The organism is Adhaeribacter sp. (genome assembly GCF_057359045.1).
Genome location: NZ_JBMQUD010000038.1, coordinates 1 through 21526, shown reverse-complemented (window position 1 = coordinate 21526; position 21526 = coordinate 1). Strand labels below are relative to the sequence as shown.

Annotated in this window: 21 protein-coding genes; 9 read left to right on the top strand and 12 right to left on the bottom strand. The window is 43.2% G+C overall.

Going from position 1 to position 21526, the window contains the following annotated elements; genetic code table 11:
• Positions 1 to 77: 77 nt before the first annotated feature.
• Both ACO1R6_RS06325 and ACO1R6_RS06320 read right to left on the bottom strand, forming a co-directional pair.
• Positions 78 to 506, bottom strand: coding sequence for an OsmC family protein (locus ACO1R6_RS06325; protein ID WP_486263154.1), 429 nt, complete (start codon positions 504 to 506; stop codon positions 78 to 80).
• 197 nt (positions 507 to 703) lie between these two features.
• Positions 704 to 1234, bottom strand: coding sequence for a 3-hydroxyanthranilate 3,4-dioxygenase (locus tag ACO1R6_RS06320; RefSeq protein ID WP_486263152.1), 531 nt, complete (start codon positions 1232 to 1234; stop codon positions 704 to 706).
• Between the two features lie 212 nt (positions 1235 to 1446).
• Here ACO1R6_RS06320 and ACO1R6_RS06315 point away from each other — a divergent pair, with 212 nt between their 5' ends.
• On the top strand, positions 1447 to 2235 hold the full coding sequence (locus ACO1R6_RS06315; protein WP_486263151.1) for an SDR family oxidoreductase: 789 nt from the start codon (positions 1447 to 1449) through the stop codon (positions 2233 to 2235).
• Between the two features lie 44 nt (positions 2236 to 2279).
• The gene (locus ACO1R6_RS06310; protein ID WP_486263149.1) at positions 2280 to 3146 is read left to right on the top strand and encodes a hypothetical protein; all 867 of its coding nucleotides are present in this window, start codon (positions 2280 to 2282) and stop codon (positions 3144 to 3146) included.
• A gap of 208 nt (positions 3147 to 3354) precedes the next feature.
• On the opposite strand, the gene ACO1R6_RS06305 is transcribed toward ACO1R6_RS06310, so the two are convergent.
• Positions 3355 to 4806 (bottom strand): OmpP1/FadL family transporter, encoded by a 1452-nt coding sequence (locus ACO1R6_RS06305; protein ID WP_486263148.1) that lies wholly within the window; start codon positions 4804 to 4806, stop codon positions 3355 to 3357.
• Positions 4807 to 4834: 28 nt separating this feature from the next.
• Positions 4835 to 6283 carry a hypothetical protein gene (locus ACO1R6_RS06300; RefSeq protein ID WP_486263147.1) on the bottom strand — a complete coding sequence of 483 codons (1449 nt, stop codon included), beginning with the start codon at positions 6281 to 6283 and terminating at the stop codon, positions 4835 to 4837.
• A 193-nt stretch (positions 6284 to 6476) separates the two neighbouring features.
• Here ACO1R6_RS06300 and proS point away from each other — a divergent pair, with 193 nt between their 5' ends.
• Positions 6477 to 7952 (top strand): proline--tRNA ligase, encoded by a 1476-nt coding sequence (gene proS / locus ACO1R6_RS06295; protein ID WP_486263145.1) that lies wholly within the window; start codon positions 6477 to 6479, stop codon positions 7950 to 7952.
• A 279-nt stretch (positions 7953 to 8231) separates the two neighbouring features.
• Here the strand turns inward: proS and ACO1R6_RS06290 are convergent, their stop codons facing one another.
• Together ACO1R6_RS06290 and ACO1R6_RS06285 are read right to left on the bottom strand one after the other, a co-directional pair.
• On the bottom strand, positions 8232 to 9809 hold the full coding sequence (locus ACO1R6_RS06290; RefSeq protein ID WP_486263143.1) for an OmpA family protein: 1578 nt from the start codon (positions 9807 to 9809) through the stop codon (positions 8232 to 8234).
• A 151-nt stretch (positions 9810 to 9960) separates the two neighbouring features.
• Positions 9961 to 10833 carry a hypothetical protein gene (locus tag ACO1R6_RS06285; RefSeq protein ID WP_486263141.1) on the bottom strand — a complete coding sequence of 291 codons (873 nt, stop codon included), beginning with the start codon at positions 10831 to 10833 and terminating at the stop codon, positions 9961 to 9963.
• Positions 10834 to 10938: 105 nt separating this feature from the next.
• Here ACO1R6_RS06285 and ACO1R6_RS06280 point away from each other — a divergent pair, with 105 nt between their 5' ends.
• From ACO1R6_RS06280 to ACO1R6_RS06255, 6 genes are all read left to right on the top strand, one after another.
• Entirely contained in the window at positions 10939 to 11913 is a 975-nt protein-coding gene (locus tag ACO1R6_RS06280) for an isopenicillin N synthase family dioxygenase (RefSeq protein WP_486263139.1), read from the top strand.
• A 159-nt stretch (positions 11914 to 12072) separates the two neighbouring features.
• Positions 12073 to 13296 carry a chromate efflux transporter gene (chrA, locus tag ACO1R6_RS06275; RefSeq protein ID WP_486263137.1) on the top strand — a complete coding sequence of 408 codons (1224 nt, stop codon included), beginning with the start codon at positions 12073 to 12075 and terminating at the stop codon, positions 13294 to 13296.
• A gap of 302 nt (positions 13297 to 13598) precedes the next feature.
• On the top strand, positions 13599 to 13931 hold the full coding sequence (locus tag ACO1R6_RS06270; RefSeq protein ID WP_486263135.1) for a hypothetical protein: 333 nt from the start codon (positions 13599 to 13601) through the stop codon (positions 13929 to 13931).
• A gap of 92 nt (positions 13932 to 14023) precedes the next feature.
• Complete coding sequence (locus ACO1R6_RS06265) at positions 14024 to 14704, top strand: hypothetical protein (RefSeq protein WP_486263134.1); 681 nt, start codon at positions 14024 to 14026, stop codon at positions 14702 to 14704.
• A 176-nt stretch (positions 14705 to 14880) separates the two neighbouring features.
• The gene (locus ACO1R6_RS06260) at positions 14881 to 15402 is read left to right on the top strand and encodes a HEAT repeat domain-containing protein (RefSeq protein WP_486263132.1); all 522 of its coding nucleotides are present in this window, start codon (positions 14881 to 14883) and stop codon (positions 15400 to 15402) included.
• Positions 15403 to 15663: 261 nt separating this feature from the next.
• On the top strand, positions 15664 to 16125 hold the full coding sequence (locus ACO1R6_RS06255) for a hypothetical protein (RefSeq protein ID WP_486263131.1): 462 nt from the start codon (positions 15664 to 15666) through the stop codon (positions 16123 to 16125).
• Positions 16126 to 16152: 27 nt separating this feature from the next.
• On the opposite strand, the gene ACO1R6_RS06250 is transcribed toward ACO1R6_RS06255, so the two are convergent.
• The 6 genes from ACO1R6_RS06250 to ACO1R6_RS06225 all read right to left on the bottom strand — a co-directional run.
• Positions 16153 to 16629 carry a transposase gene (locus ACO1R6_RS06250; RefSeq protein WP_486263130.1) on the bottom strand — a complete coding sequence of 159 codons (477 nt, stop codon included), beginning with the start codon at positions 16627 to 16629 and terminating at the stop codon, positions 16153 to 16155.
• Between the two features lie 19 nt (positions 16630 to 16648).
• Complete coding sequence (gene rfbA, locus ACO1R6_RS06245) at positions 16649 to 17527, bottom strand: glucose-1-phosphate thymidylyltransferase RfbA (RefSeq protein ID WP_486263129.1); 879 nt, start codon at positions 17525 to 17527, stop codon at positions 16649 to 16651.
• A gap of 188 nt (positions 17528 to 17715) precedes the next feature.
• A complete protein-coding gene (locus tag ACO1R6_RS06240; RefSeq protein ID WP_486263128.1) occupies positions 17716 to 18723 on the bottom strand; it encodes an SDR family oxidoreductase in 1008 nt (335 codons plus the stop codon).
• Between the two features lie 112 nt (positions 18724 to 18835).
• On the bottom strand, positions 18836 to 19882 hold the full coding sequence (gene rfbB / locus ACO1R6_RS06235; protein WP_486263126.1) for a dTDP-glucose 4,6-dehydratase: 1047 nt from the start codon (positions 19880 to 19882) through the stop codon (positions 18836 to 18838).
• A 3-nt stretch (positions 19883 to 19885) separates the two neighbouring features.
• On the bottom strand, positions 19886 to 20923 hold the full coding sequence (gene galE, locus ACO1R6_RS06230; protein ID WP_486263125.1) for a UDP-glucose 4-epimerase GalE: 1038 nt from the start codon (positions 20921 to 20923) through the stop codon (positions 19886 to 19888).
• A 216-nt stretch (positions 20924 to 21139) separates the two neighbouring features.
• On the bottom strand, positions 21140 to 21526 hold a 387-nt coding region (locus ACO1R6_RS06225), incomplete at its 5' end, for a UDP binding domain-containing protein (RefSeq protein WP_486263124.1).

The following is a 21526-nucleotide window of genomic DNA, read 5'->3' as shown; positions in this document are numbered from 1 at the left end:
GGCAAATATTTACCAGGAGTTTTTGTTTATACTCGGTTAGTAATCAACCTGGAGTTTTCTCAAATGTAAAATCTCTGTTATACTACACTAACCGGCTCTACCGAAAAAGAATGTGTAATTTCGGCGGTTTTATTCAAGATAGCTGTAACGGAGCAATATTTTTCCATTGATAAATCAATGGCCCGTTTTACTTTATCTTCGTTCAGGTCGCCTTTAAACTGGTAATGCACATGAATGGTTTTAAAAACCGATGGCGTTTCGTTGGGTACCCGTTCGGCCTCAATGGTAATACGCATATCGTCGATTAGCTGGCGCTGCTTTTGCAAAATCAGCACAATATCAATGGCGCTGCAGCCACCCAAACCCATTAAAATCATTTCCATGGGGCGAGCCCCGGCGTTTACCCCACCAATATCCGGCGAGCCATCTATATGCACGGCTACATCAGCCGCACCTACCGCTTCAAAATGAAAGGCATCGTTTACGCGCCTTAATTCTACTTTCATATTTACCAGCTTTTAGTATCAGGTTTCAATATCCCGACAAAATTAAGATTTTCGGTATTATACTTTACAAAGTTTACTTAGCTATTTACTTAAAATGCCAAGTCACCGCCACAACTTAATTTTATCTTATACATACAGAACACTCCGGATTGCCAGAATAATTCAATATTTGTAATCGGCTAAGCGGTTGCCCGCCATTAATCAGCCTGAGGCGGTTTAGGTGGTTCCATAACTGTACCACAGTTTTTACAGGTACGCTTATCGGTATCGGCGTAAAATTTATTCATTACCTCCGGTAGTTGTTTTACAATATCGGTTACTTCTAAATATTCTTCGTACAGTTTTTCGCCGCAGTTTTCGCAAAACCACAAAAAACCGTCCTGCTCGCCGGGTTGCCGGTAACGCTCAATTACCAAACCAATGGTATTGGCGGGGCGTTGCGGCAAATGCGGCACTTTGGCCGGTAACAAAAATATTTCGCCTTCTTTTACCGGCACATCTACAGGTTTACCATTTTCTATAATCCGCACGTTTATATCGCCCTGAATCTGGTAAAAAAACTCTTCACCTTCCTCGTAATGAAAATCTTTCCGGGAATTGGGTCCGCCTACTACCATTACAATAAAGTCTTGGTTATCTTTAAAAACCTGCGCATTGCCTACCGGTGGTTTTAAAATATGGCGGTGTTCATCAATCCATTTCTGAAAATTAAAAGGTCTGGTTATCATGTTATTGTCCGTTATGCGTTAATCGTTGTTCGGTTTAATTACTTTCCCCAATATTAACGTTTTTAAAGAAAGCACATTTTTACGAATAAATATATAAAATAGCCTTTAACGTACGTACAAACCTGACAAATAATAGCCTTTAAATAGCTTTAAACCGAAATACTTTTTTAATAACAAACCACCATTAACGAACAACGCTTAATTTTACGGTCATGGATTTAAATCTGAAAAATAAAAAGGCCTTGGTTTGTGGCAGCACGCAAGGTATTGGCAAAGCTACGGCCCTGGAGCTAGCTTTATTGGGCGCTTCGGTAACTTTAATCGCCCGCAACGAAGAAAAATTAAGAGCCACGCTAACCGAACTGGATGTTAGCCAAGGCCAGCAACATGAATATTTAGTAGCCGATTTCTCGCAGCCCGAAATACTAGCCGAAAAAATACAGCGTTACGTACAACAGCAGGAAGCCATACATATTTTAATAAATAATACTGGTGGGCCAGCCGGCGGACCAATTTTAGACGCCGACTTACTTGCTTTTAAACAAGCTTTAGAAAGTCATCTTTTTTGCAACCATATTTTAGTGCAAGCCGTGGTACCGCTCATGAAAAAAGCCGGCTACGGCCGCATCATAAATATTATATCCACATCGGTAAAGCAGCCTATTGTGGGACTGGGCGTTTCTAATACTACCCGTGGGGCTGTAGCCAGTTGGGCCAAGACTTTATCGTTTGAGTTAGCCGGGTTTGGTATTACCGTTAACAATGTGTTGCCGGGCGCTACAGTTACCGGGCGACATACCTCGTTAATAGAAGCCAAAGTTCAAAAAACCGGGCGCTCTGTTACCGAAATAGAAGCCGAAATGCTGCAAACTATTCCGGCAGCCCGTTTTGGCGAACCTGCCGAAGTAGCGGCTGCGGCCGCCTTTTTAGCCAGCCCAGCCGCCGCTTATATTAACGGCGTAAGCATTGCGGTAGATGGTGGCCGGACGAGCAGTTTGTAAAATAGCGTATTTACCGTGCTGCGTTTTTAGATTTATTTATACGAATGAATAAAATATTTGCTCTTATTCCCTTATTAGGCGTTGTTTGGGTAAGCCTTACCGGTTGCGGCAAAGATCCGGAACCGCGCACCGGTTTGTTATTTGCTGCCGGCAATAATTTAATTACCGGTAACCAAAATGTAACAGGCAGCCAGGTATACGCCACATCGCTGTATGCCCAAACCAACGAAAATAATCCTTATACCCGTTTCCGGATTACACGCACCTACGACGACAGCATATCTATTACTTACCTGGACTCGGCTTTAAACACCACGGAGTTTGGCTTGTACTTAACTTTTGGCACTCGGGGCCGGGTGGGCAGAGAGACCTGGAAATTTGCCATAACCGACAAAGAGAATAAAGAATATAGCCGAGAATTTACCCTGGCAACGTCTTCGGGCAACGGCAAACAACCTTTTAATAATTACAGCAGCTATTTTTATAAAAATTCGGCTTTAGAAAACCTAAAATATTTTTCTTTACGCGATGGCACCGTTTACCCCGGCTTTATTGGTCGCCGGAATCCGCAGGTAGCCCCTTACGTAGATTTTTATTTTGACCAGGATGCCACTAAAAATATTTCGGTAAATGGCGTAGCAACTGCCGGCACCAACTTTAAAACTACCACCCTCGATCCCAAAGCTTTTAATGAAGTTACAAAGCTGGAAGACTTGAAAAACGTTTATACTACCACCAGCAGTGCGCCACTAACCACTGTTTCGGGTTTGCGGAAAAACCAGGTTATTGCTTTTAAAACCAATACCCGGTCGGGCCTGCTCCGGATTAATACCATTAATAAAGGTTGGGATTTAGTTAAAAACGACTCAGTTCTGGTACGCATGACCTACGATATAAAAGCGGAAAAATAATTTAGCTGGCGCTTGATTCTAAGTTAAGAGGTGCCAGGCATAAAAGCATTTTATTCTTGTCTAAACCGTAACTAATGTCTGACATACAAGCTTGATTCATTTGCTGATTACAAGCAAGCGCATTTAATCAACTTTAATATAATTGTATTCAAATAAAAAGGGAGCCGCGAACGCGACTCCCTTTTTATTTGAATACTCTTGTAAATTATCAGAAACTCAGGCCAACGGTAACTACCAGGTTATTATTTTTGTTGGTGGTATTAACTACTGGCTGTTCATTATTATTGAGGGTGTACGGCGAGTAAGCGGTTTTATAATTACCATTTACCAACGCTACATCTACAAAATAGTTAGCTTGTTTTATACCAGCCCCTGCAGTAATAAAGGTTTGTTTCCGATCGATGGAACTATTGGCGTAGGGGTCGCCGAAATGCGCAAAACCGGCCCGCACCCGGAAAATATCAAAGCGGCCTTCGGCTCCCAATTTTACATTAATGGCATTGGTATAAATACTGCTCGTCCGATTGTTGACATCCCGGAACTCACTACTAACACTTGGGTCTTTTAAGCGTGCCCGGCTGTAATCTACATATTCTACATCGCCGGAAACAAAGCCATATTTACCCAACAGCACCGCTACCCCACCATTGGCGCGCCAAGGCGTAGTTAAATTGTACTGGTACTCACCTGGGTCGGTAGAGGCATCGTAGTTTACACCTTTTACATTCGTTTGCAAACGGGTAATATATTGGTCGTTCATGGAGTAGAGCGTAGGTGTCTGGATACTGGCACCTAACCGCACAACATCGGTAGGCCGGAAAATAACCCCTATCCGGGCATTAATACCGTTACCGGTAGTGGTAAATTCGTCGCGCAGGTTCAAATCCGTAAAATCAGTAGTAGGGTCGCTTTCCGATTCGCGATATACCCGTTCCTGCCGGTAACGCAAGGTAGAGAACCCAATGGCCCCACCCAGGTACAATTTATCGCGGTAACTGGCCCCGTACGAAAAATCCCATTGGTTTTGGGCTCCTGTACTCAGCACATCTTCGGCTTGCCTGATTCTGCCTTTCCGATCAATCGCATAAAAGCCTTTGTCGTCTTCGTTAATGAGGTACGTTTCGTAAGCCAAGCCTTCCAGGTTTTCGAAATTAGTTTGCCCAATTCCGTAAGCATCGGCCGTTTCGGCAATAGATTCTAAAATGGTTGATTCGGTTTCGCTGGTTAGGCGGTCGTAATTGAATTTATTCTGAAAGTTATTTTGCCGGGTAAATCCAATCCCAAAAGAACCACCACGCCAGTCGCCTTCTGTACCATCGCTTTTGCGACGGGCAAACACCACGCTAAAACCAGAAACGTTCATATTCTGCCGTTGATCGACAGAAGTACTGCCGCCAACTACACTAGAAGTATTGTTAAAGGTTATACCGGGGGTAAAGGTAAATTCAGAGCGCCGGTACAATCCCAATCCAGCCGGGTTACCAGCTAAATTACCGGCATCGGCTCCTAATGCTACTTGCGACCCACCAATGCCTTGCACCCGGGCGGTACCGCCAATCCCTAGCTGGGAGTAGCGTAAAGCATCGGTTTCGGTTTGGGCCATTACATTACTGGAAAGGCATAGCAATGCCAGGCCGGTTAAAATATTAATCGATTTCATGTTACTTAAACTAATTTAGTAATTACTACTAATTTCTGGGGCGGCCACCGCTGCTCCGGCCACCACCACTGCTGCTACCGCCACCGCCGTTATAAGATGGTGTGGGCCGGCTGCTGGGAGCTTCGTAAGTACGTTGTTGCTGCCGGGGCGCTTCGTAGGTCCGTTCCTGCCGAGGTGCCTCGTACGTACGCTCCTGCCGTTGCGAAGGCTGATACGTTTCGCGGGATTGCCGGCTTGGCCGTGACTCTTGCGGCGTTGCCTGCTCCATGCGCCGTTGCTGGCGCGAGTTAGGAGCCGGGGTATAATTTTCGGTGTTGTTCCGCTCTGGGCTGGGCTGTACCGTGCCCTGGGTATTAGCCGGCTGATCCGGGAAGCTGTAGTTACCGGGCTCTACCTGACGACCACGTCCCCGACGCGCAGGAGTTTCTACACCCGGCGTTGTATTTAACTGCGGGGTTTCGGTTACCCGCTCGGCATTATTATTTATAACCTGACCTTGACGGGCATTCCGGCTGCTTCTGGCTGGCAAATTATCTGCATTCGTTGCACCAGGGTTTACAGTCGTTGTACGGTCGGCATTATTACCGGGGGCAGCTACACCGTTTACGTTATTATTAGGTGTAACAATATCGCTGGCGTTGCGGCTCCGGGATGCACGGCCATCGGCCGGACGGGCAACCCCGCCACCGCCAACACCTGGCGCTACTACACCGCCACCGCCTGAGTTTACCCCACCGGTATTGTTACGGGGCCGCGAACCATTATTAGCGGTATTACTACCGGTAGGCACACTGCTCCGCTCGCGTCTTGGGCCGTATTGTACCCGGGTAGCGTTATTGGTTTCGTTACGGTACCAGCCATTATTGGCGTAGTAATAATTATTGTTATAAAAGCGGTGGTTAAACCCACCATAATACCCCCCACCGTAATACGGCGAACCATACCAGCCACCAAACATAGGCCGGCCAATAACAACCGTTAAGCCCGTGTAAATTCTGGGATAACCGTAAAAGGAGTAAGGACTATAATAAAACGGATCGTAAACCGAGTAAAAAGGATCATAAAAAGCAGAACGGCCGTACATAAACGGATTACGGTTATACCAATAAAAATCGTTATAGGCGTAATCGTAATAAGACAACCCTCCTCGGTAAGGTGTATTGTACCGTCCTAAGCGCGACGACGCATAATCATCTGAATAATAGTTGGCATCGCTGTTATTTATATCGGCATAGGTATTACCGGTTCCACTGTTTTTTTCCGAATATTCCGGATTAGGCACTGCATCTTCTGCAACCGGCACATTGGCATTGTTTTCTGCTTGTGCGGTTACAACTCGGTCCTGAATGATGGTTTTATCTTTAGAAGTATAATACACATCATCGTACTCCGATGACTGAAAAGCAGTCGGGCTGGCACAGCCAACAGCAAAGCCGGCCAACAAGGGTAATAAGAATACTTTGTTTATATTTTTCATGGCCGTGGTGACTAAAAATGGTAACCTGGAACAAAAATTAATTTTATTTAAGGGCAATCGCAGCTCCAAGTAACGGTTTAATTTATTTATTAACGTAATTTGGCGTTGGATTGGTACAACAATTTTTGATAAATAAAGCAAAACTTGTACCAAATAGATATAATTTTGCTATACTACAAATATAATAATAAAAATGAGTAAAAGCCTACCTAAAAGAAGCGAAGATTATTCTCTATGGTATAACGAATTAGTAAAGCGGGCCGGCCTGGCCGAAAATTCGCCGGTGCGCGGTTGTATGGTCATAAAACCGTACGGTTACGCCATTTGGGAAAAGATGCAACGCATTCTGGATGATATGTTTAAGCAAACCGGACATACCAATGCTTACTTTCCGTTGTTTATTCCAAAATCGTTTTTTAGCAAAGAAGCCAGCCACGTAGAAGGCTTTGCCAAAGAGTGCGCTGTAATAACCCATTATCGTTTAAAAAATGCCGAAGACGGTAGCGGGGTAGTAGTAGATCCGGAAGCCAAACTGGAAGAAGAATTAATTGTGCGGCCTACTTCAGAAACGGTAATCTGGAATACGTACAAAAGCTGGATACAATCTTACCGCGATTTGCCGTTACTCATAAACCAATGGGCCAACGTAGTGCGCTGGGAAATGCGAACCCGCCTTTTTTTACGTACCACCGAGTTTTTATGGCAGGAAGGACATACCGCTCATGCCACGGCCGAAGAAGCTATTGCTGAAACCGAACAGATGTTGGGCGTTTACGCCGAATTTGCCGAAAATTATATGGCGGTGCCCGTGGTAAAAGGCATTAAAACGCCTAATGAGCGTTTTGCCGGGGCTATAGAAACCTATTGTATTGAGGGTTTAATGCAAGATGGCAAAGCCTTACAAGCCGGTACGTCGCACTTTTTGGGTCAGAACTTTGCCAAAGCCTTTGATGTAAAATTTGCCACCAAAGAAGGTAACTTAGATTACGTATGGGGCACCTCGTGGGGTGTAAGTACCCGCTTAATGGGTGCTTTAATTATGGCCCACTCCGACGACGAAGGCCTGGTACTCCCCCCTAAATTAGCCCCGATACAGGTCGTAATTATTCCAATCTTTTTTAACGAAACCCAACTGACGCAGATTAGCGAAAAAGCGTTGCAAATTAAAAAAGAACTCGAAGCCAAAGGTATTTCGGTTAAATACGATAACCGCGACACCCAGAAGCCCGGCTGGAAATTTGCCGAATACGAATTACAAGGTGTGCCGGTGCGGATTGCTTTAGGCGCCCGTGACCTGGAAAAAGGCACCGCCGAAGTAGCCCGCCGCGACACCAAAGAGAAAACCATTTACCCGGTAGATAATCTTTCGGAAACGGTAGCGCAGTTATTAGATGCTATCCAGGAGAATATTTACCAAAAGGCTTTCCAGTTCCGGCAGGAAAACACCACCAAAGTAGATTCTTACGATGAGTTTAAGCAGGTACTTGATGGAAAAGGCGGCTTTATTCTGGCGCACTGGGACGGCACTCCTGAAACCGAAGAACGCATAAAAGAAGAAACCAAAGCCACCATCCGGTGTATTGCCCTGGATACCGAACCGGAAAACGGCACTTGTATGGTTACGGGCAAGCCCTCTAACCGGCGGGTATATTTTGCGCGGGCGTACTAACTGATGTTAAGCAACAATAATTCAATTAGCTTAAACCCACTCACCACCGTCATTCCGGAGTTTTTTTTGATTAGCAACCCGGAAGATTCTTGTCAGAATGATGGAAGTGGAAGGGTGAACCCTAAAATTAATATTTAATGCTGCATCTGCGTAAGATCAGTTACTAAGTAAATAGTACCTTTTAGACGCAGCTTAACTAAAATAAATAATACAAAACCAAAAAGGCGACCCGGATAATATTATCCGGGTCGCCTTTTTGGTTTAACCGTTTCTTATTACCTATTTCTTGATGATTACAAAATCCACGCGGCGGTTCATTTTCCGGGTTTCTTCTTTGGCGTTGCTGTAAAGCGGTTTAGAACCACCATAACCTTTCGCTCTGATTCGCTTCTTATCAATACCATTGGCTACCAGGTACTTTTTAACTTCGTTTACCCGATTTTGCGATAATTCCAGGTTCGCCCGGGCATCGCCTTGGTTATCGGTGTGACCCTGAATTTCAATTTCCATGGTTGGGCTTTCTTTCATGTACTGCACAAGTAAGTTCAACTCGTTGAAAGAGCTTTCTAACAGGTCATATTTACCCCGTTCAAAAACTAAATTATTCAGGCTAATCTTTTTACCTACTTCTTTCGCTACCAGTTCCAAATCTTTTGCTTCTTCTTTGTAAGCTTTGGTATCGGTGGCATCAATTTCTTCGTTCATGGCAATGTAGCCATCGGCTTCGGCACGGTAACCATATTTAACCCCTTTGGGCAAGGTAATGGTGTAAGACCCATCTATTGGGTTGGTACGGGCAGTACCAATTTCCTTACCACCCGGATACTCTACGTACACTATTTTAGCGTCGACAGGCTTTTTGGTAATACCGTCTACTACTTTACCGGTAACCAATATAACCGGCTCTGGTTTAAAGCGCTCTTTTAACTCAATCCGGAAAATATCGCGCGAGCCCTGCGTGCCACCCCGCGATGATACCAGGTAAGCATCTCTACCGGCTGCTGATACGGTGTAATAAGCTTCATAATCGGCGGTATTTACCGTAGGGCCCAAATTTACCGGTGCCGACCAGTTTTGCCAGGTATCATCGAGGCGTTTAGAATAGAAAATATCGCTTTTGCCGTAGCCTTTGTGTCCTTCCGAAGCAAAATACAAGGTTTTCTCATCGGCTGCTAAAAACGGCGCAAAATCAGCTTTTTTGGAATTTATCTGGCTGCCTAAGTTCATGGGTTTAGACCAAACACCAAATTGCTTCTGAAAACTAACGTATAAATCCAATTCGCCTACGGCGTCTTCGCGTTCTACCGCCATTAATAAAACTTTACCGGAGTTCGATAAAAAATAATCCACATTGGCTTTATCGGTATTGTAATAATTCAAAATATTAACTTTGGTAGGCAAACTCCACCCCTTCTTGGTGCGGGTAGTAATAGAAGCACCTTCCATGGTCATAGAACCATCGGGGTTATAATTATTAATTAACAACAGGGAGTTACCATCGGGGGTAACCGAACAAACCCCGTTGGGATCGGCGGTATTAATGGGAGCTCCTAAACTTTTTGCCTCCGACCATTTATGTTCCTGGGCATTAAGCAAGGTAGAATACCAGATATCTTGCTCGTCTTGTAGGCCACCTTTGTTTTTAGAATAAAACTGCCGCGCAAAATAAAGCGTTTTTCCGTCCGGCGATATTACCGGCCGTACTTCGGTAAAACGGGTATTTACGGTCGGCCCTAAATTCTGCAGCACCGAATCGTACACCACACCTTCCTTTTCTTCAACTTCGGGGTTCTGTGCCTGCCCCGAAACATAAGCTCCCAACGCTAAAACCAGAACTAAAACTTTTTTATACCACATGACCAGATATTTAAATAATCCTAAAATTAGGAAACAATATTTAAATATCATCGTTTAAGACAAAATATTATTTTACCCAGATGAAGAAACATAAAAAAAGGATTGTATTTATTGGTTAAATACAATCCTACTAGGTAAAATACTGTTTTTATTAAGAAGCTTTCAAGGTGATTTTCCGTTCTACGGTATTAAACGGACCAGGAATTAATTTACCGTCTTTGTCGAGCAATTCCAGTTTAATTGTGTTTTCGCCCATTGGTAAACCTTCAATAGTATAAGGTAACCATTGGTTCAGCATAAACTCGGTACCATTAATGGTAGCGCGCACTTTATTGCCGTTCTCGCCCAAATCAGTGTTTACCAGGTAAAAATCAAGCATTACTTTTTTGGTATCATTACCGGTATAATCGCCTTTGGGGCGGCTGTAAAAAAGATGTTCGCCTTTTGTATCGAAATTAGCGCCCGGGCCGGTAGTACTGTTGCCTACGTTTATTACCCGCAAATCATACGCATCTTTGTGTTTTAAACTTTCGTGGTAAGACCGCGACAAGAAAGACAACACTACGTGGCTACCATCTTTTACCGGTTTGGTAAACGTGGTGGTATAATGCGCGGTATAAGGCTCATTGTCTACTATATTATGAATATGCTGCCCTTCTTTAGAGTTGGCATGGTCATGATGCGCCGGCCCTTCGGTGGTTTGGGCGGTAAGCTGGTAGTTTTCTAATTCGTAAACAAAATTAACTTCGCCCGACGGTACTTTACCATTTTCTTCCGGCTTATCCAGTTCTAAATCAGCATCCGGAAACTTAGGCGAATTATTAAATGAATAAACTTTAAGTCCGTTTTTCTCCATTACCGGCCCCGTGCCACCGGCAGAATCAGTGGGAGCAGTAGTGGCTAAACTATCGGCGTTGGATGTTTCTGTATTATTCTCGGCACCGGCTTGTTTATTACCGGAATTGTTGCAGGCACTTAGGTTTATAACGGCTGCAACCGAAGCAAAAAGCATTAGTTTCTTCATAGTAAGGTTTGGTTAATGTTGGTTTAAAGTAAATCAAATTTATAAAAATTGGCTAAATTGCAGGGTTAAATTACACCTTTATTTTAGGATTATTAAACATACGTTATGAGCGACCAATTAGTAGAAAAAATTCCTTCTCTGGACCTAAACGACTTTGTATTGGGCGATGCCGGGAAGAAAAATAAATTTGTGCAGGATTTAGGCGAGGCGTTCCAATCGATTGGTTTTGTGGCTATTCGTAACCACGGCTTAAGCGATGAGCTTACCGAAAAACTATACGCGGCCGTTAAAAAGTTTTTTGCCTTACCCGAAAATATAAAACAAAAATACGAAAAACCTACTTTAGCTGGGCAACGCGGTTATATTAGCAAAGGCAAAGAGCACGCCAAGGGCCGTAATACCGGCGATTTAAAAGAGTTTTACCACGTGGGCCAGGAATTAGCCGCCGAAGAATTAGCCGCCGAAAACTACCCGGCTAATATTTGGCCCGACGAAGTACCGGAGTTTAAAGAAACAACTTTAACCGCTTACCGGGCCTTAGAAAAAGCCGGACAGAACATGCTCCGGGCCATTGCCCTTTATTTGGGCTTAGACGAAAACTATTTCGACGACAAAGTACATAAAGGCAATAGCATTTTACGGCAAATTCATTATTTCCCGATTGAAGACCCGGATAGCGTACCAGCCGATGCCGTACGGGCTGCCGAACATGGCGATATAAACCTGATAACTTTATTAATGGGTGCCAGCGCCGATGGCTTACAGGTATTGCGGCGCGACGGTAAATGGATACCCATAACGGCTTTACCCGAACAAGTAGTGGTAAACGTAGGCGATATGCTGTCGCGGCACACCAACAACAAATTAAAATCTACCATACACCGGGTAGTAAATCCGCCACGCGAATTAATGAACACCTCGCGCTACTCTATTCCGTTTTTTATGCACCCGCGCACCGAAATGGATTTAACTTGCCTGGAGAGTTGCATTGATGCCGAAAACCCCAAAGCCTATACCGATATTACCGCCGGCGACTTTTTAACGGAGCGCTTAATTGAATTAGGCTTGCTTAAAAAATAGCTTGTTATTTAGGTTACAACTGGCTTGGCAAAGAAATATAACAGCCTTAAAAAAATCTGTTTTATTTCTGATAATTAATTAGTTAATTCACTACAGATACTTTTTAGGCAGAAGCAAAGCCACCACCAACGGCGGCTTTGCTTCTTATTGCTGGTAGTTATGAAGTTACTCTACTCCGAGCCACGGGAAAAAGAAAAAGCCAAAAAAGGTTTTAACCTGCGCTACTACATATTTCTGAAAGATGTGTTAAAGCTGGCGCTAACGGCTTTTGGCGGTCCGCAGGCCCACATTGCCATGATGCTCCGGCTCATGGTAGAGAAACGCCGCTACCTCACCGAAAAAGAACTGATTGAACTTAATGCCTTATGCCAGATATTACCCGGCCCAACCTCTACCCAAACGCTTACGGCTATTGGTTTCCGGGTAGGCGGCCCCAACCTGGCTTACCTTACTTTGCTCGTCTGGATTGCGCCCACCGCCTTGTTTATGACTGCTGTGGGTTTGGCAATGTCGTACCTGGTCCGAAATGATATTTCGCTGCATTTTACCCGGTTTATTCAGCCCATAGCGGTAGGCTTTGTGGCTTTTGCTGCTTACCGCATTAGTTCTAAAGTAGTAGTAACCAAAACCGGTATTGTTTTAATGGTGCTTTCGGCCATTATTTCTTACTTCTCCCGATCGCCGTGGGTTTTTCCGGGTTTATTAATTGCCGGCGCTTTTGTTACCTCGTTCCGGTTTAAAAAACACCCCAAAGAAGTAAACAAAAAACTGCGGATAGACTGGAGCAATTTTATTTTATTTGGCGGTACCTTAATATTTGCGGCCGCTTTGGGCGGGGCCACCCGCTTTTTACCCATCCGGCTTTTCGAGAATTTTTACCGCAACGGCAGCCTTATTTTCGGCGGCGGCCAAGTACTGATTCCGTTAATGTACACTGAATTTGTAGAATTTAAACATTATTTAACTTCCGAAGAGTTTTTATCGGGTTTTGCTCTGGCGCAGGTAATTCCGGGACCAACTTTTATCTTTTGTACTTACATTGGCACCCTGGCCATGCGGGGTTATGGCTTCTGGGGGCAAATATTGGGTTCTATAGTAGCTACGGTAGGTATATTTTTGCCCGGCACGTTTCTTATCTTTTTTATAATCCGTTTCTGGGAAGAGTTAAAAAAATACCGGATTATTAAAGCCTCTTTAGAAGGCATTAATGCGGTAAGCTCGGGCATGGTAGTGGCGGCAGCCATTTTGCTTTACCACCCCATAGAATCTACAGCGCTTAACTTTGGCATTGTGGTAGCCACTTTCTCGCTCCTGCTCTGGACCAAAATACCGCCTTATGTACTTATTTTTACGGGCTTGCTGGCCGGTTTAATTCTTAAATAAAAAGGCCACCTAAGCTTTAAGCAGCTTCTTTTCTAATTGCTTAAATAGCGCTGGTTAATTGGTGTTCCACATATATAAGCTTGGGGTTAACCTTATAAATTACTCTTTTTACAGGAACCGTTACTTTAAACCCAAAAGAAGCTAAACGAAGAACTCATTACACTATCTTTTTCTTTATATTCACTCTAATATATAATATATTCGTTAATCAGGTTCTGTTTATGGAATAAACTTCTATATATAGTGCAGATAACCAGAATAACTCCGTTTATCCACTAGTTAGTGGGAATAAATAATTAAAAATGTGGACACCAGCATCCCTAGAAAGAATATTAAAAGATAATGAATATTGTAATGATATTCTTTTCCTTAAACCAGACTGCTTAAGGTTTTGGGAGTTTTTAAAAATTCAGCCTGAAAAATGGACTGAAAAAACAATGGGGGAAGAAGGTGGAGGATTTTGGGTTGTTGGAATAATTGGTAAGTCAGTTATTTATTATAATGATATTGAAGAAGGCTATAATATGTCCTCATATACTAATTATGGCGAAATAGACCACTATTATCCAAATCAAATGGAATTGTATGAAATGATAGAAAGTCTATATGAAGAAATTATTAAGCTTAAAAAATAACTACCACTAACCACACCTATACGGCAGCTTTGCCGCCGCATTGCCCAGTACGTTATAGGGCATTTTAGGACAGACTGCAAATAGACAAACAAATGGGAACTTGGAACACCAAAATAAACGGCAACGACACTTTTCAAGACATATATCAAAACTTCTTTGACTTATACAATCAAGGACAAAATCCTGCGGACATTTCTAAACAAATTCAAGATGACTTTGCTGAAATGTTTAACGACTATGACGACAAAAACAACAGTTTGTTCGGACTTGCATTAGCTCAATGGGAAACAAAGTCGCTTGACCAAAAAGTTTACATACAAGTAAAAGAAATTATTGAAACAGGCAACGACCTTGACGTTTGGAAAGAACTTGGAGCGAACGACAAGACAATAGAAAAACGCAAAAAAGAACTTGACAAATTTCTAACTCAAATCTCAACAGAAAGGGAAAAACCGAAACGCAGAGTTAGACCGAAGTTTGAGTCTGAAATGATAAATCTTGTAAACGCTATTGCACCAGACAATCTAAAAAAGTTTGACATAAACGAAGAATATACAAACAAAAACTATGTTCATACAAGTGGACTTATGATGTGGGGACAAGGTGGTGGTTCAGTTTTATATTTCACAGGACAAGGCAAAAACATTTCAGCAAAATGGCTTGACAGTAAGACAATAGAAATTACTCATGACAAAGACATAGTTTTTACAATGCAAAAAGACAGTGCTTATTTTTGCGGGGACGACATAAAAGTAATTTATAAACCAAAATGACAACGAACAGAAAAAACGCCCTGTAACATCGTATTGGCAATAGGCGGGCAGAACGGCTTCGTATCAACGGAAGTGCAAAATTCAACTTTCGTTCTTCGATTAAAGTTAAGTGCTAAAAATCCCGCCCATCGCCAATACGCGGCACGTTATGTGCCATTATTGACAGTTACCATCCAATGACAGAAAAAGACAAACAATTGCTGACAGATTTTGAGCAGGGACTTTTGGCGCCTATAGAAGTGCTTTACTCGTTTTCTGTTGACTTACAAACTAACTACGATTTTATAAAAAGGGAGATTCGAGAAGCTATCCAAAGCGGTGACGGAGAAAGAATTCAATTATCAATAAGTTTGATTTGGCTATCAGCAGAGATTTCGGAGTTTGTGGAATTATTAAATGAACTTCTAATAAATCCTAATCATCGTAGCCATCAGCAAATCGCAAAAGCATTACAGGACTTTGCGCCGAGTCCGACTACAGTGCCGTTTGTAAGAAAAGCATTGGAGACAAGTTTTGATTATCTTGAATATACTGGTTCAGATTCAGTTGCGATTGCGAAATGGTTCAGTTGGTTATTGTTTGCGATAGGAACTGAGGAAGCAATTGACTTAATGAAAGAATACAGTAATTCTCCTGATGACGGAATTAAAAAGGAGATGATTTATAGGTTGAAAAAGGTTGACAGCGCAAGAGCATAACGGCACATAACAGTGTGTTTATAAAATTGTGGCTGGACATTAAGCATTCAACTATATATCGCTATTTTAGTTTTGTGGTTAATTGAAACTGACGTTTTTCAAATACCACAACTTCATAAACACTTTAACGTTGGGTGTAATTCCCCCTATCAGAAACCGATTAAATTCTTTGCGCTAACGTTAGAATTTGTATTTATAAAAGAGAAAAATTGTATATTCCTTAACGTTAGTCAGAATTAATAAAAATTTAGAATTGGATTAATGAGCTTTAAAAACTCAATTCTATTATTATTCTGTACAGCGCTATTTGGATGCTCTAATTCGCGGGATTGTAAATGCCTTGGTAATAATGAAGTATTAATACAAGAGTTAAAATCGACTGCGAATATCATTAAACTTACAAAAGTTAAACAAGGAGCTTCTGGGAGTACTATAAATTTGAAAGTATGCGATTCTTCTAATATGCTAATAGAAGAGATTGGATTAAGAGGCGAGGATTATTTGCCGACAGTAGATAGCATTGCTGGTAAAAAAATCTTTATACATTATTCATTTCCAGAAAACCACAATTTAGGCCCAACAGAAAAAGGTTTAAAGTTTGAAAGTGTAGTTTTGGGTGAGGCATTACTTGATAGTAGCTCTCTGAAGTTCAACTATACCTTTATGAATAAAAGAAAAACGTCACCCAACACTGGTAGCTATTGCACAACTCGAGACGCTTAAAGTAGCGTTATTGCATCTTCGGAATTGTTAGCAAGCGATATTAGCTACTGATGGGTAGAAAAGCTTAAAAAGTTGAGCTGGTGCAGGTTTAAACAGGGCCATAACGGCGGTTTGGCTCTTTGGGGGTTTAAAGTTTAGCAGTTTTTTGAGGTTATAAGCCGTAGCGGCCAAGAGCATGACTTTGGTGGCCTGCTTTATGCCCCGGGTATTGATTTTTCTAAGTCCTAAAAAGTTAATGAGCGTACCCAGCACCGGCTCCACGGTTGCTTGCCGCAGCCCTTTCATCTGTCGGCCATAACGACTATTGATTCGTTTGATGACCCGCTCGTATTCTTCTTTGTAGTAGGTGATTTCTATTTTACGTTCGTGGCTCTTGCCGATACAGCTATCGCGCCTGGGGCAGCCTTTGCAGTCTTTGCGGGTAGTGAAGTAGATTTTCTTTTTAAGGTGTACTACGACGTCATAGTACGCTCTCGGTCTAAAATCAGCGGTTATTCTGTCCAAACTTAAATAGTAGCTGCTTTTAACTTTCGTATACCTTCTCCTGGGGCAAGCGCATTAAATATTCGCCGTAGCCGCTTTTTACCAGCGGCTTAGCTAAGGCCAATAATTGTGCTTCATCTATGAAATTCATGCGGTAGGCAATTTCTTCTATACAGCCAATTTTTAAACCTTGGCGTTCTTCAATTAATTGCACAAAGGTAGAGGCTTGCATCAACGAGTCGAAGGTACCGGTATCGAGCCAGGCGGTGCCACGACCCAGAATACCTACTTTTAGCTTGCCGCGCCGCAAATATTCCTGGTTAACATCGGTAATTTCGTACTCGCCGCGCGGGCTGGGTTTTAAATCTTTGGCAATCTGGATAACGTTGTTGTCGTAGAAATACAAGCCCGGTACGGCGTAATTAGATTTGGGCTGCTTGGGCTTTTCTTCAATCGATAAGGCTTTCCGGTTTTCGTCGAACTCCACCACGCCGTAGCGCTCGGGGTCGTTTACGTGGTAAGCATACACCACGCCGCCATCCGGATCATTATTGCTTTGCAGCAGTTTAGCTAAACCGGCACCGTAAAAAATATTATCGCCCAGCACCAGCGCTACCTTATCCTGCCCGATAAAATCGGCACCAATTACAAAAGCCTGGGCCAAACCGTTGGGTTGCTCCTGAATGGCGTACTGGAAATTACAACCCAAATTTTGGCCATCGCCCAATAATTTTTGAAATAAAGGATTATCGTGCGGCGTAGTAATAATTAATATTTCCCGAATGCCGGCCATCATTAAAATCGACAATGGATAATAAATCATGGGTTTGTCGTAAACCGGCATTAATTGTTTACTAACGGCCAACGTTAAGGGATGCAACCGGGTGCCCGAACCACCCGCCAGAATAATACCTTTCATGTTATTTATTGTGTTAATGAGTTAATGTGCTTATGCGTTATTTAAAACCGCACTCTAAATCCTGCTCCTAAAAGAAGCAGAATAAATAATTACCCACCTGTTTTTTATACTTTTGAAAATATTGCTGTAAAGAGCGATATACCAAATGCTTACCAGAGCTCTCCTGCAAATCGGAATAAACTACTTACCTACTGCTCGTTATAAATAAATTCCTGGTTATTCCGGAACCAATCTAAGGTAATTTTTAAGCCTTCATTAATTTTAATTTGTGGGTCGTAGCCCAACAGCCGGCGTGCTTTAGAAATATCGGCTAAACTATCCCGAATGTCGCCGGCCCGGTCGGGGCCGTACTCCGGTTCTACGGTGGCACCAGCTTCTTCTCTTAAAATATAGAACAAGTCGTTTAGTGAGGTTCGGTCGCCGACGGCAATATTATACACTTGGTTTATGGCTTCCGGGTTTTGCACCAAAGCGGCCCGGATATTGGCCTCCACGCAATTTTCTACAAACGTAAAATCGCGGGTTTGGCCGCCATCGCCGTTTATGCGCGGCGATTTCCCTTTTAGCACAGCATCGATAAACAAAGGAATAACGGCGGCATACGCGCCGTTGGGGTCCTGGCGCGGACCAAAAATATTAAAATAGCGCAGGCCAATAATTTCCATGCCGTAGGTCTTGCCAAACACATCGGCGTATAATTCGTTGGCGTATTTGGTTACGGCGTACGGCGATAAAGGCTTGCCAATATTTTCTTCTACTTTGGGCAAAGCTTTGCTGTCGCCGTAGGTAGATGACGAAGCCGCGTATACAAATCGCTGCACGCCCTGCTCTTTGGCTGCAACCAACATGTTTACAAAGCCGCCAATATTTACATTGTTAGAAGTAACCGGATCTTTAATGCTGCGGGGCACCGAACCCAAAGCCGCCTGGTGCAGCACCACGTCTATGCCGGCGCAAGCCTCGGTACAGGTAGCCACATCGCGAATATCGCCTTCCAGCACTTCAAAAGCCGGGTTATCCAGGAAAGCCTTGATATTTTTGCGGAAGCCATTTGATAAATCATCCAGTACCCGCACTTTTCCGGCTTCGTATTTGAGCAGGTATTCTACCAGATTAGACCCAATAAAACCGGCACCCCCGGTTATTAAAAACGATTTATCTTGGAGCGGTTGGTTATGAAATGGCTTGTCGTACACTATTTTTTTAATTATGAATTATAAATGATGAATTATGAATTAATTATTGAACCAGAATATACGAAAGACAATATTGTTCATTCATACTTTCTAATTCATAATTCTAAATTTATTACCGGGTGTATTGTTGTTCGTAGTAGGCCTGGTAGCTACCAGAAGTTACATGTTGCAACCACGTTGCGTTCTCCAAGTACCAATCTACGGTTTTAGCCAGGCCTTCTTCAAACGTTACGGAAGGTTTCCAGCCTAATTCGCGCATTATTTTAGAAGAATCGATGGCGTAACGCAAATCATGGCCGGCGCGGTCGGTTACAAAAGTAATTAGCTTTTGGGAAGTACCCTGGGGTTTACCGGTTTTCTCGTCCATAATGTCGCACAGCAACCGAATCAAATCAATATTTTTCCATTCGTTTACGCCACCAATATTATAGGTATCGCCTACTTTGCCTTGGTGGAAAACGGCATCGATGGCCGTGGCATGGTCTTTTACATAGAGCCAGTCGCGCACGTTTTCGCCTTTACCGTATACCGGTACCGGCCGCTCGTTCTGAATATTGTTTATGGCCAACGGAATTAGCTTCTCCGGAAAGTGGTTAGGTCCGTAATTATTGGAGCAGTTCGATACTTTTACCGGCAAGCCGTAGGTTTCGTGGTAAGCCCGCACAAAATGGTCGGAGCTGGCTTTGGAAGCCGAGTACGGCGACCGCGGATCGTAGCTGGTTGTTTCGGTAAACATGCCTTCTTCGCCCAAAGAGCCGTACACTTCATCGGTAGACACGTGGTAGAATAAATGCCCGCTATAGTTATCTTTCCAGAGGTTTTTGGCAGCATTTAATAAATTTACCGTACCAATTACGTTGGTATACACAAAAGCCAGTGGGTCGGTAATAGAACGATCTACATGCGACTCGGCAGCCAGGTGAATAACGGCATCAAACTGGTGCTCCTGGAACAAACTGTTTATAAAATCGGCGTCGACAATATCGCCTTTTATAAAAGAATAATTGGGTGCATCCTCAATATCGCGCAGGTTCTCTAGGTTACCGGCGTAAGTTAATTTATCGAGGTTGTAAATCTGGTATTGGGGATATTTGGTTACAAATAAACGCACCACGTGCGAGCCAATGAAGCCAGCGCCCCCGGTAATAACTATTTTCATAAATTATTTTTTATTTTCTTTCAGGTTCAGTTCCCATTGCCAGGAACTGGCTAAAGCTTCTTCCAGGCCCAACTCGGTTTTAAAACCTAATTCCTGGGTAGCTTTGGTTACATCGGCGTAAATTTTAGGCACATCGCCGGCACGGCGCGGACCTATTTCGTAGTTTAATTTCTGGCCGGCAACTTTCTCGAAGGTTTTTACCACTTCTAATACGCTGTTGCCCCGGCCGGTACCAATATTAAACATTTCGATTGGCTGGGCTTTACCTGCCAGCAACCGATCAATGGCGACTACGTGGGCTTTTGCCAAATCTACTACGTGTATGTAATCCCGGATATTGCTGCCATCGGGCGTATCGTAATCGGTACCAAATACAGTTAACTTTTCGCGGATACCAATGGCCGTTTGGGTAATAAAGGGCACCAGGTTGTTGGGTACGCCCAGCGGTAACTCACCAATTTTAGCCGACGCATGCGCGCCAATGGGGTTAAAGTAACGCAACGCAATGGTATGGATTTTACTATTGCCGCTCTTAGCTAAATCGGTTAAAATATCTTCACAAATTTGTTTGGTGTTGCCGTACGGCGAATTGGCTTTTTTAACCGGGGTTTCTTCGGTAACCGGCAATTGATCAGGAATACCATAAACCGTGCACGACGAGGAGAAAACCAGGTTATCAACCCCAAACTCTTCCATTACCTGCAGCAGGGCCACCAAAGAGCCTAAGTTGTTGTGGTAATATTTTAGCGGTTCCCGTACCGACTCGCCCACGGCCTTGTAAGCCGCAAAATGAATAACCCCGGCAATGCTCCCTTCTTTTTTAAAAACTTCCCGCAGTAAATTAATATCAGTACAATCGTAGCGGTAACACGGAATATCGGTATTTAGAATGGAAGTAATACCCGCCAGTGCCGATTCCTGAGAATTAACAAAATTATCGATAATAATTGGCTCATAACCCGCCTGAAATAATTCTACTACTGCGTGCGAACCAATATAGCCGGCCCCGCCGGTTACCAAAATTTTACCTTTTTTTTCCAACGTTTTATTTTTTAGCTAAAGAACCTGGTTATTATTCGTTTGTTAAAACGATACCTTGGCAATAATTAAATTACCAAGGTATCAGTAATATTTTCTATCTATAAATTTTACGCAAACGCATTTTGTAAGCAGTACGGCAAAATTAAATATTAAGTCTAAAGTAATGCAAACCCACTAGCTTTTACTTGTTGCCTGCTTTTTTTAGCAATATATATATTACAAACTCCAGTAAGTAAGCTTTTGTATTTTGTCGCGGTAAATACCTTTTACATCTATGAGCACCGCTTTCTGGTTGGTGATAGACGTGAAATATGCCTCGGTTAAGGCCAGGTACGGCCGGTGGTTTACCGCCACAATCACCGCATCGTAGTCTTGCCCCGGCTCGGCTACCAGCGCAAAGCCGTACTCATGCTGTAACTCTTTGGAATCGGCATACGGGTCTACTACTTCTACCTGTACCGAAAAGCCTTTCAGCTCCTGTATCACATCGGCTACCTTGGAGTTGCGAATGTCTTCTACGTTTTCCTTGAACGTTGCGCCCATTACCAGCACCTTGGCTTTAGAAATATCTTTGCCTTCTTTTACCATCAGCTGCACCGTCTT

Bases quoted from the DNA above. Each gene is read 5' to 3' on its own strand.
- ACO1R6_RS06325 (WP_486263154.1), bottom strand. From the start codon at position 506: ATGAAAGTAGAATTAAGGCGCGTAAACGATGCCTTTCATTTTGAAGCG.
- ACO1R6_RS06320 (WP_486263152.1), bottom strand. From the start codon at position 1,234: ATGATAACCAGACCTTTTAATTTTCAGAAATGGATTGATGAACACCGC.
- ACO1R6_RS06315 (WP_486263151.1), top strand. From the start codon at position 1,447: ATGGATTTAAATCTGAAAAATAAAAAGGCCTTGGTTTGTGGCAGCACG.
- ACO1R6_RS06310 (WP_486263149.1), top strand. From the start codon at position 2,280: ATGAATAAAATATTTGCTCTTATTCCCTTATTAGGCGTTGTTTGGGTA.
- ACO1R6_RS06305 (WP_486263148.1), bottom strand. From the start codon at position 4,806: ATGAAATCGATTAATATTTTAACCGGCCTGGCATTGCTATGCCTTTCC.
- ACO1R6_RS06300 (WP_486263147.1), bottom strand. From the start codon at position 6,283: ATGAAAAATATAAACAAAGTATTCTTATTACCCTTGTTGGCCGGCTTT.
- proS (WP_486263145.1), top strand. From the start codon at position 6,477: ATGAGTAAAAGCCTACCTAAAAGAAGCGAAGATTATTCTCTATGGTAT.
- ACO1R6_RS06290 (WP_486263143.1), bottom strand. From the start codon at position 9,809: ATGTGGTATAAAAAAGTTTTAGTTCTGGTTTTAGCGTTGGGAGCTTAT.
- ACO1R6_RS06285 (WP_486263141.1), bottom strand. From the start codon at position 10,833: ATGAAGAAACTAATGCTTTTTGCTTCGGTTGCAGCCGTTATAAACCTA.
- ACO1R6_RS06280 (WP_486263139.1), top strand. From the start codon at position 10,939: ATGAGCGACCAATTAGTAGAAAAAATTCCTTCTCTGGACCTAAACGAC.
- chrA (WP_486263137.1), top strand. From the start codon at position 12,073: ATGAAGTTACTCTACTCCGAGCCACGGGAAAAAGAAAAAGCCAAAAAA.
- ACO1R6_RS06270 (WP_486263135.1), top strand. From the start codon at position 13,599: ATGTGGACACCAGCATCCCTAGAAAGAATATTAAAAGATAATGAATAT.
- ACO1R6_RS06265 (WP_486263134.1), top strand. From the start codon at position 14,024: ATGGGAACTTGGAACACCAAAATAAACGGCAACGACACTTTTCAAGAC.
- ACO1R6_RS06260 (WP_486263132.1), top strand. From the start codon at position 14,881: ATGACAGAAAAAGACAAACAATTGCTGACAGATTTTGAGCAGGGACTT.
- ACO1R6_RS06255 (WP_486263131.1), top strand. From the start codon at position 15,664: ATGAGCTTTAAAAACTCAATTCTATTATTATTCTGTACAGCGCTATTT.
- rfbA (WP_486263129.1), bottom strand. From the start codon at position 17,527: ATGAAAGGTATTATTCTGGCGGGTGGTTCGGGCACCCGGTTGCATCCC.
- rfbB (WP_486263126.1), bottom strand. From the start codon at position 19,882: ATGAAAATAGTTATTACCGGGGGCGCTGGCTTCATTGGCTCGCACGTG.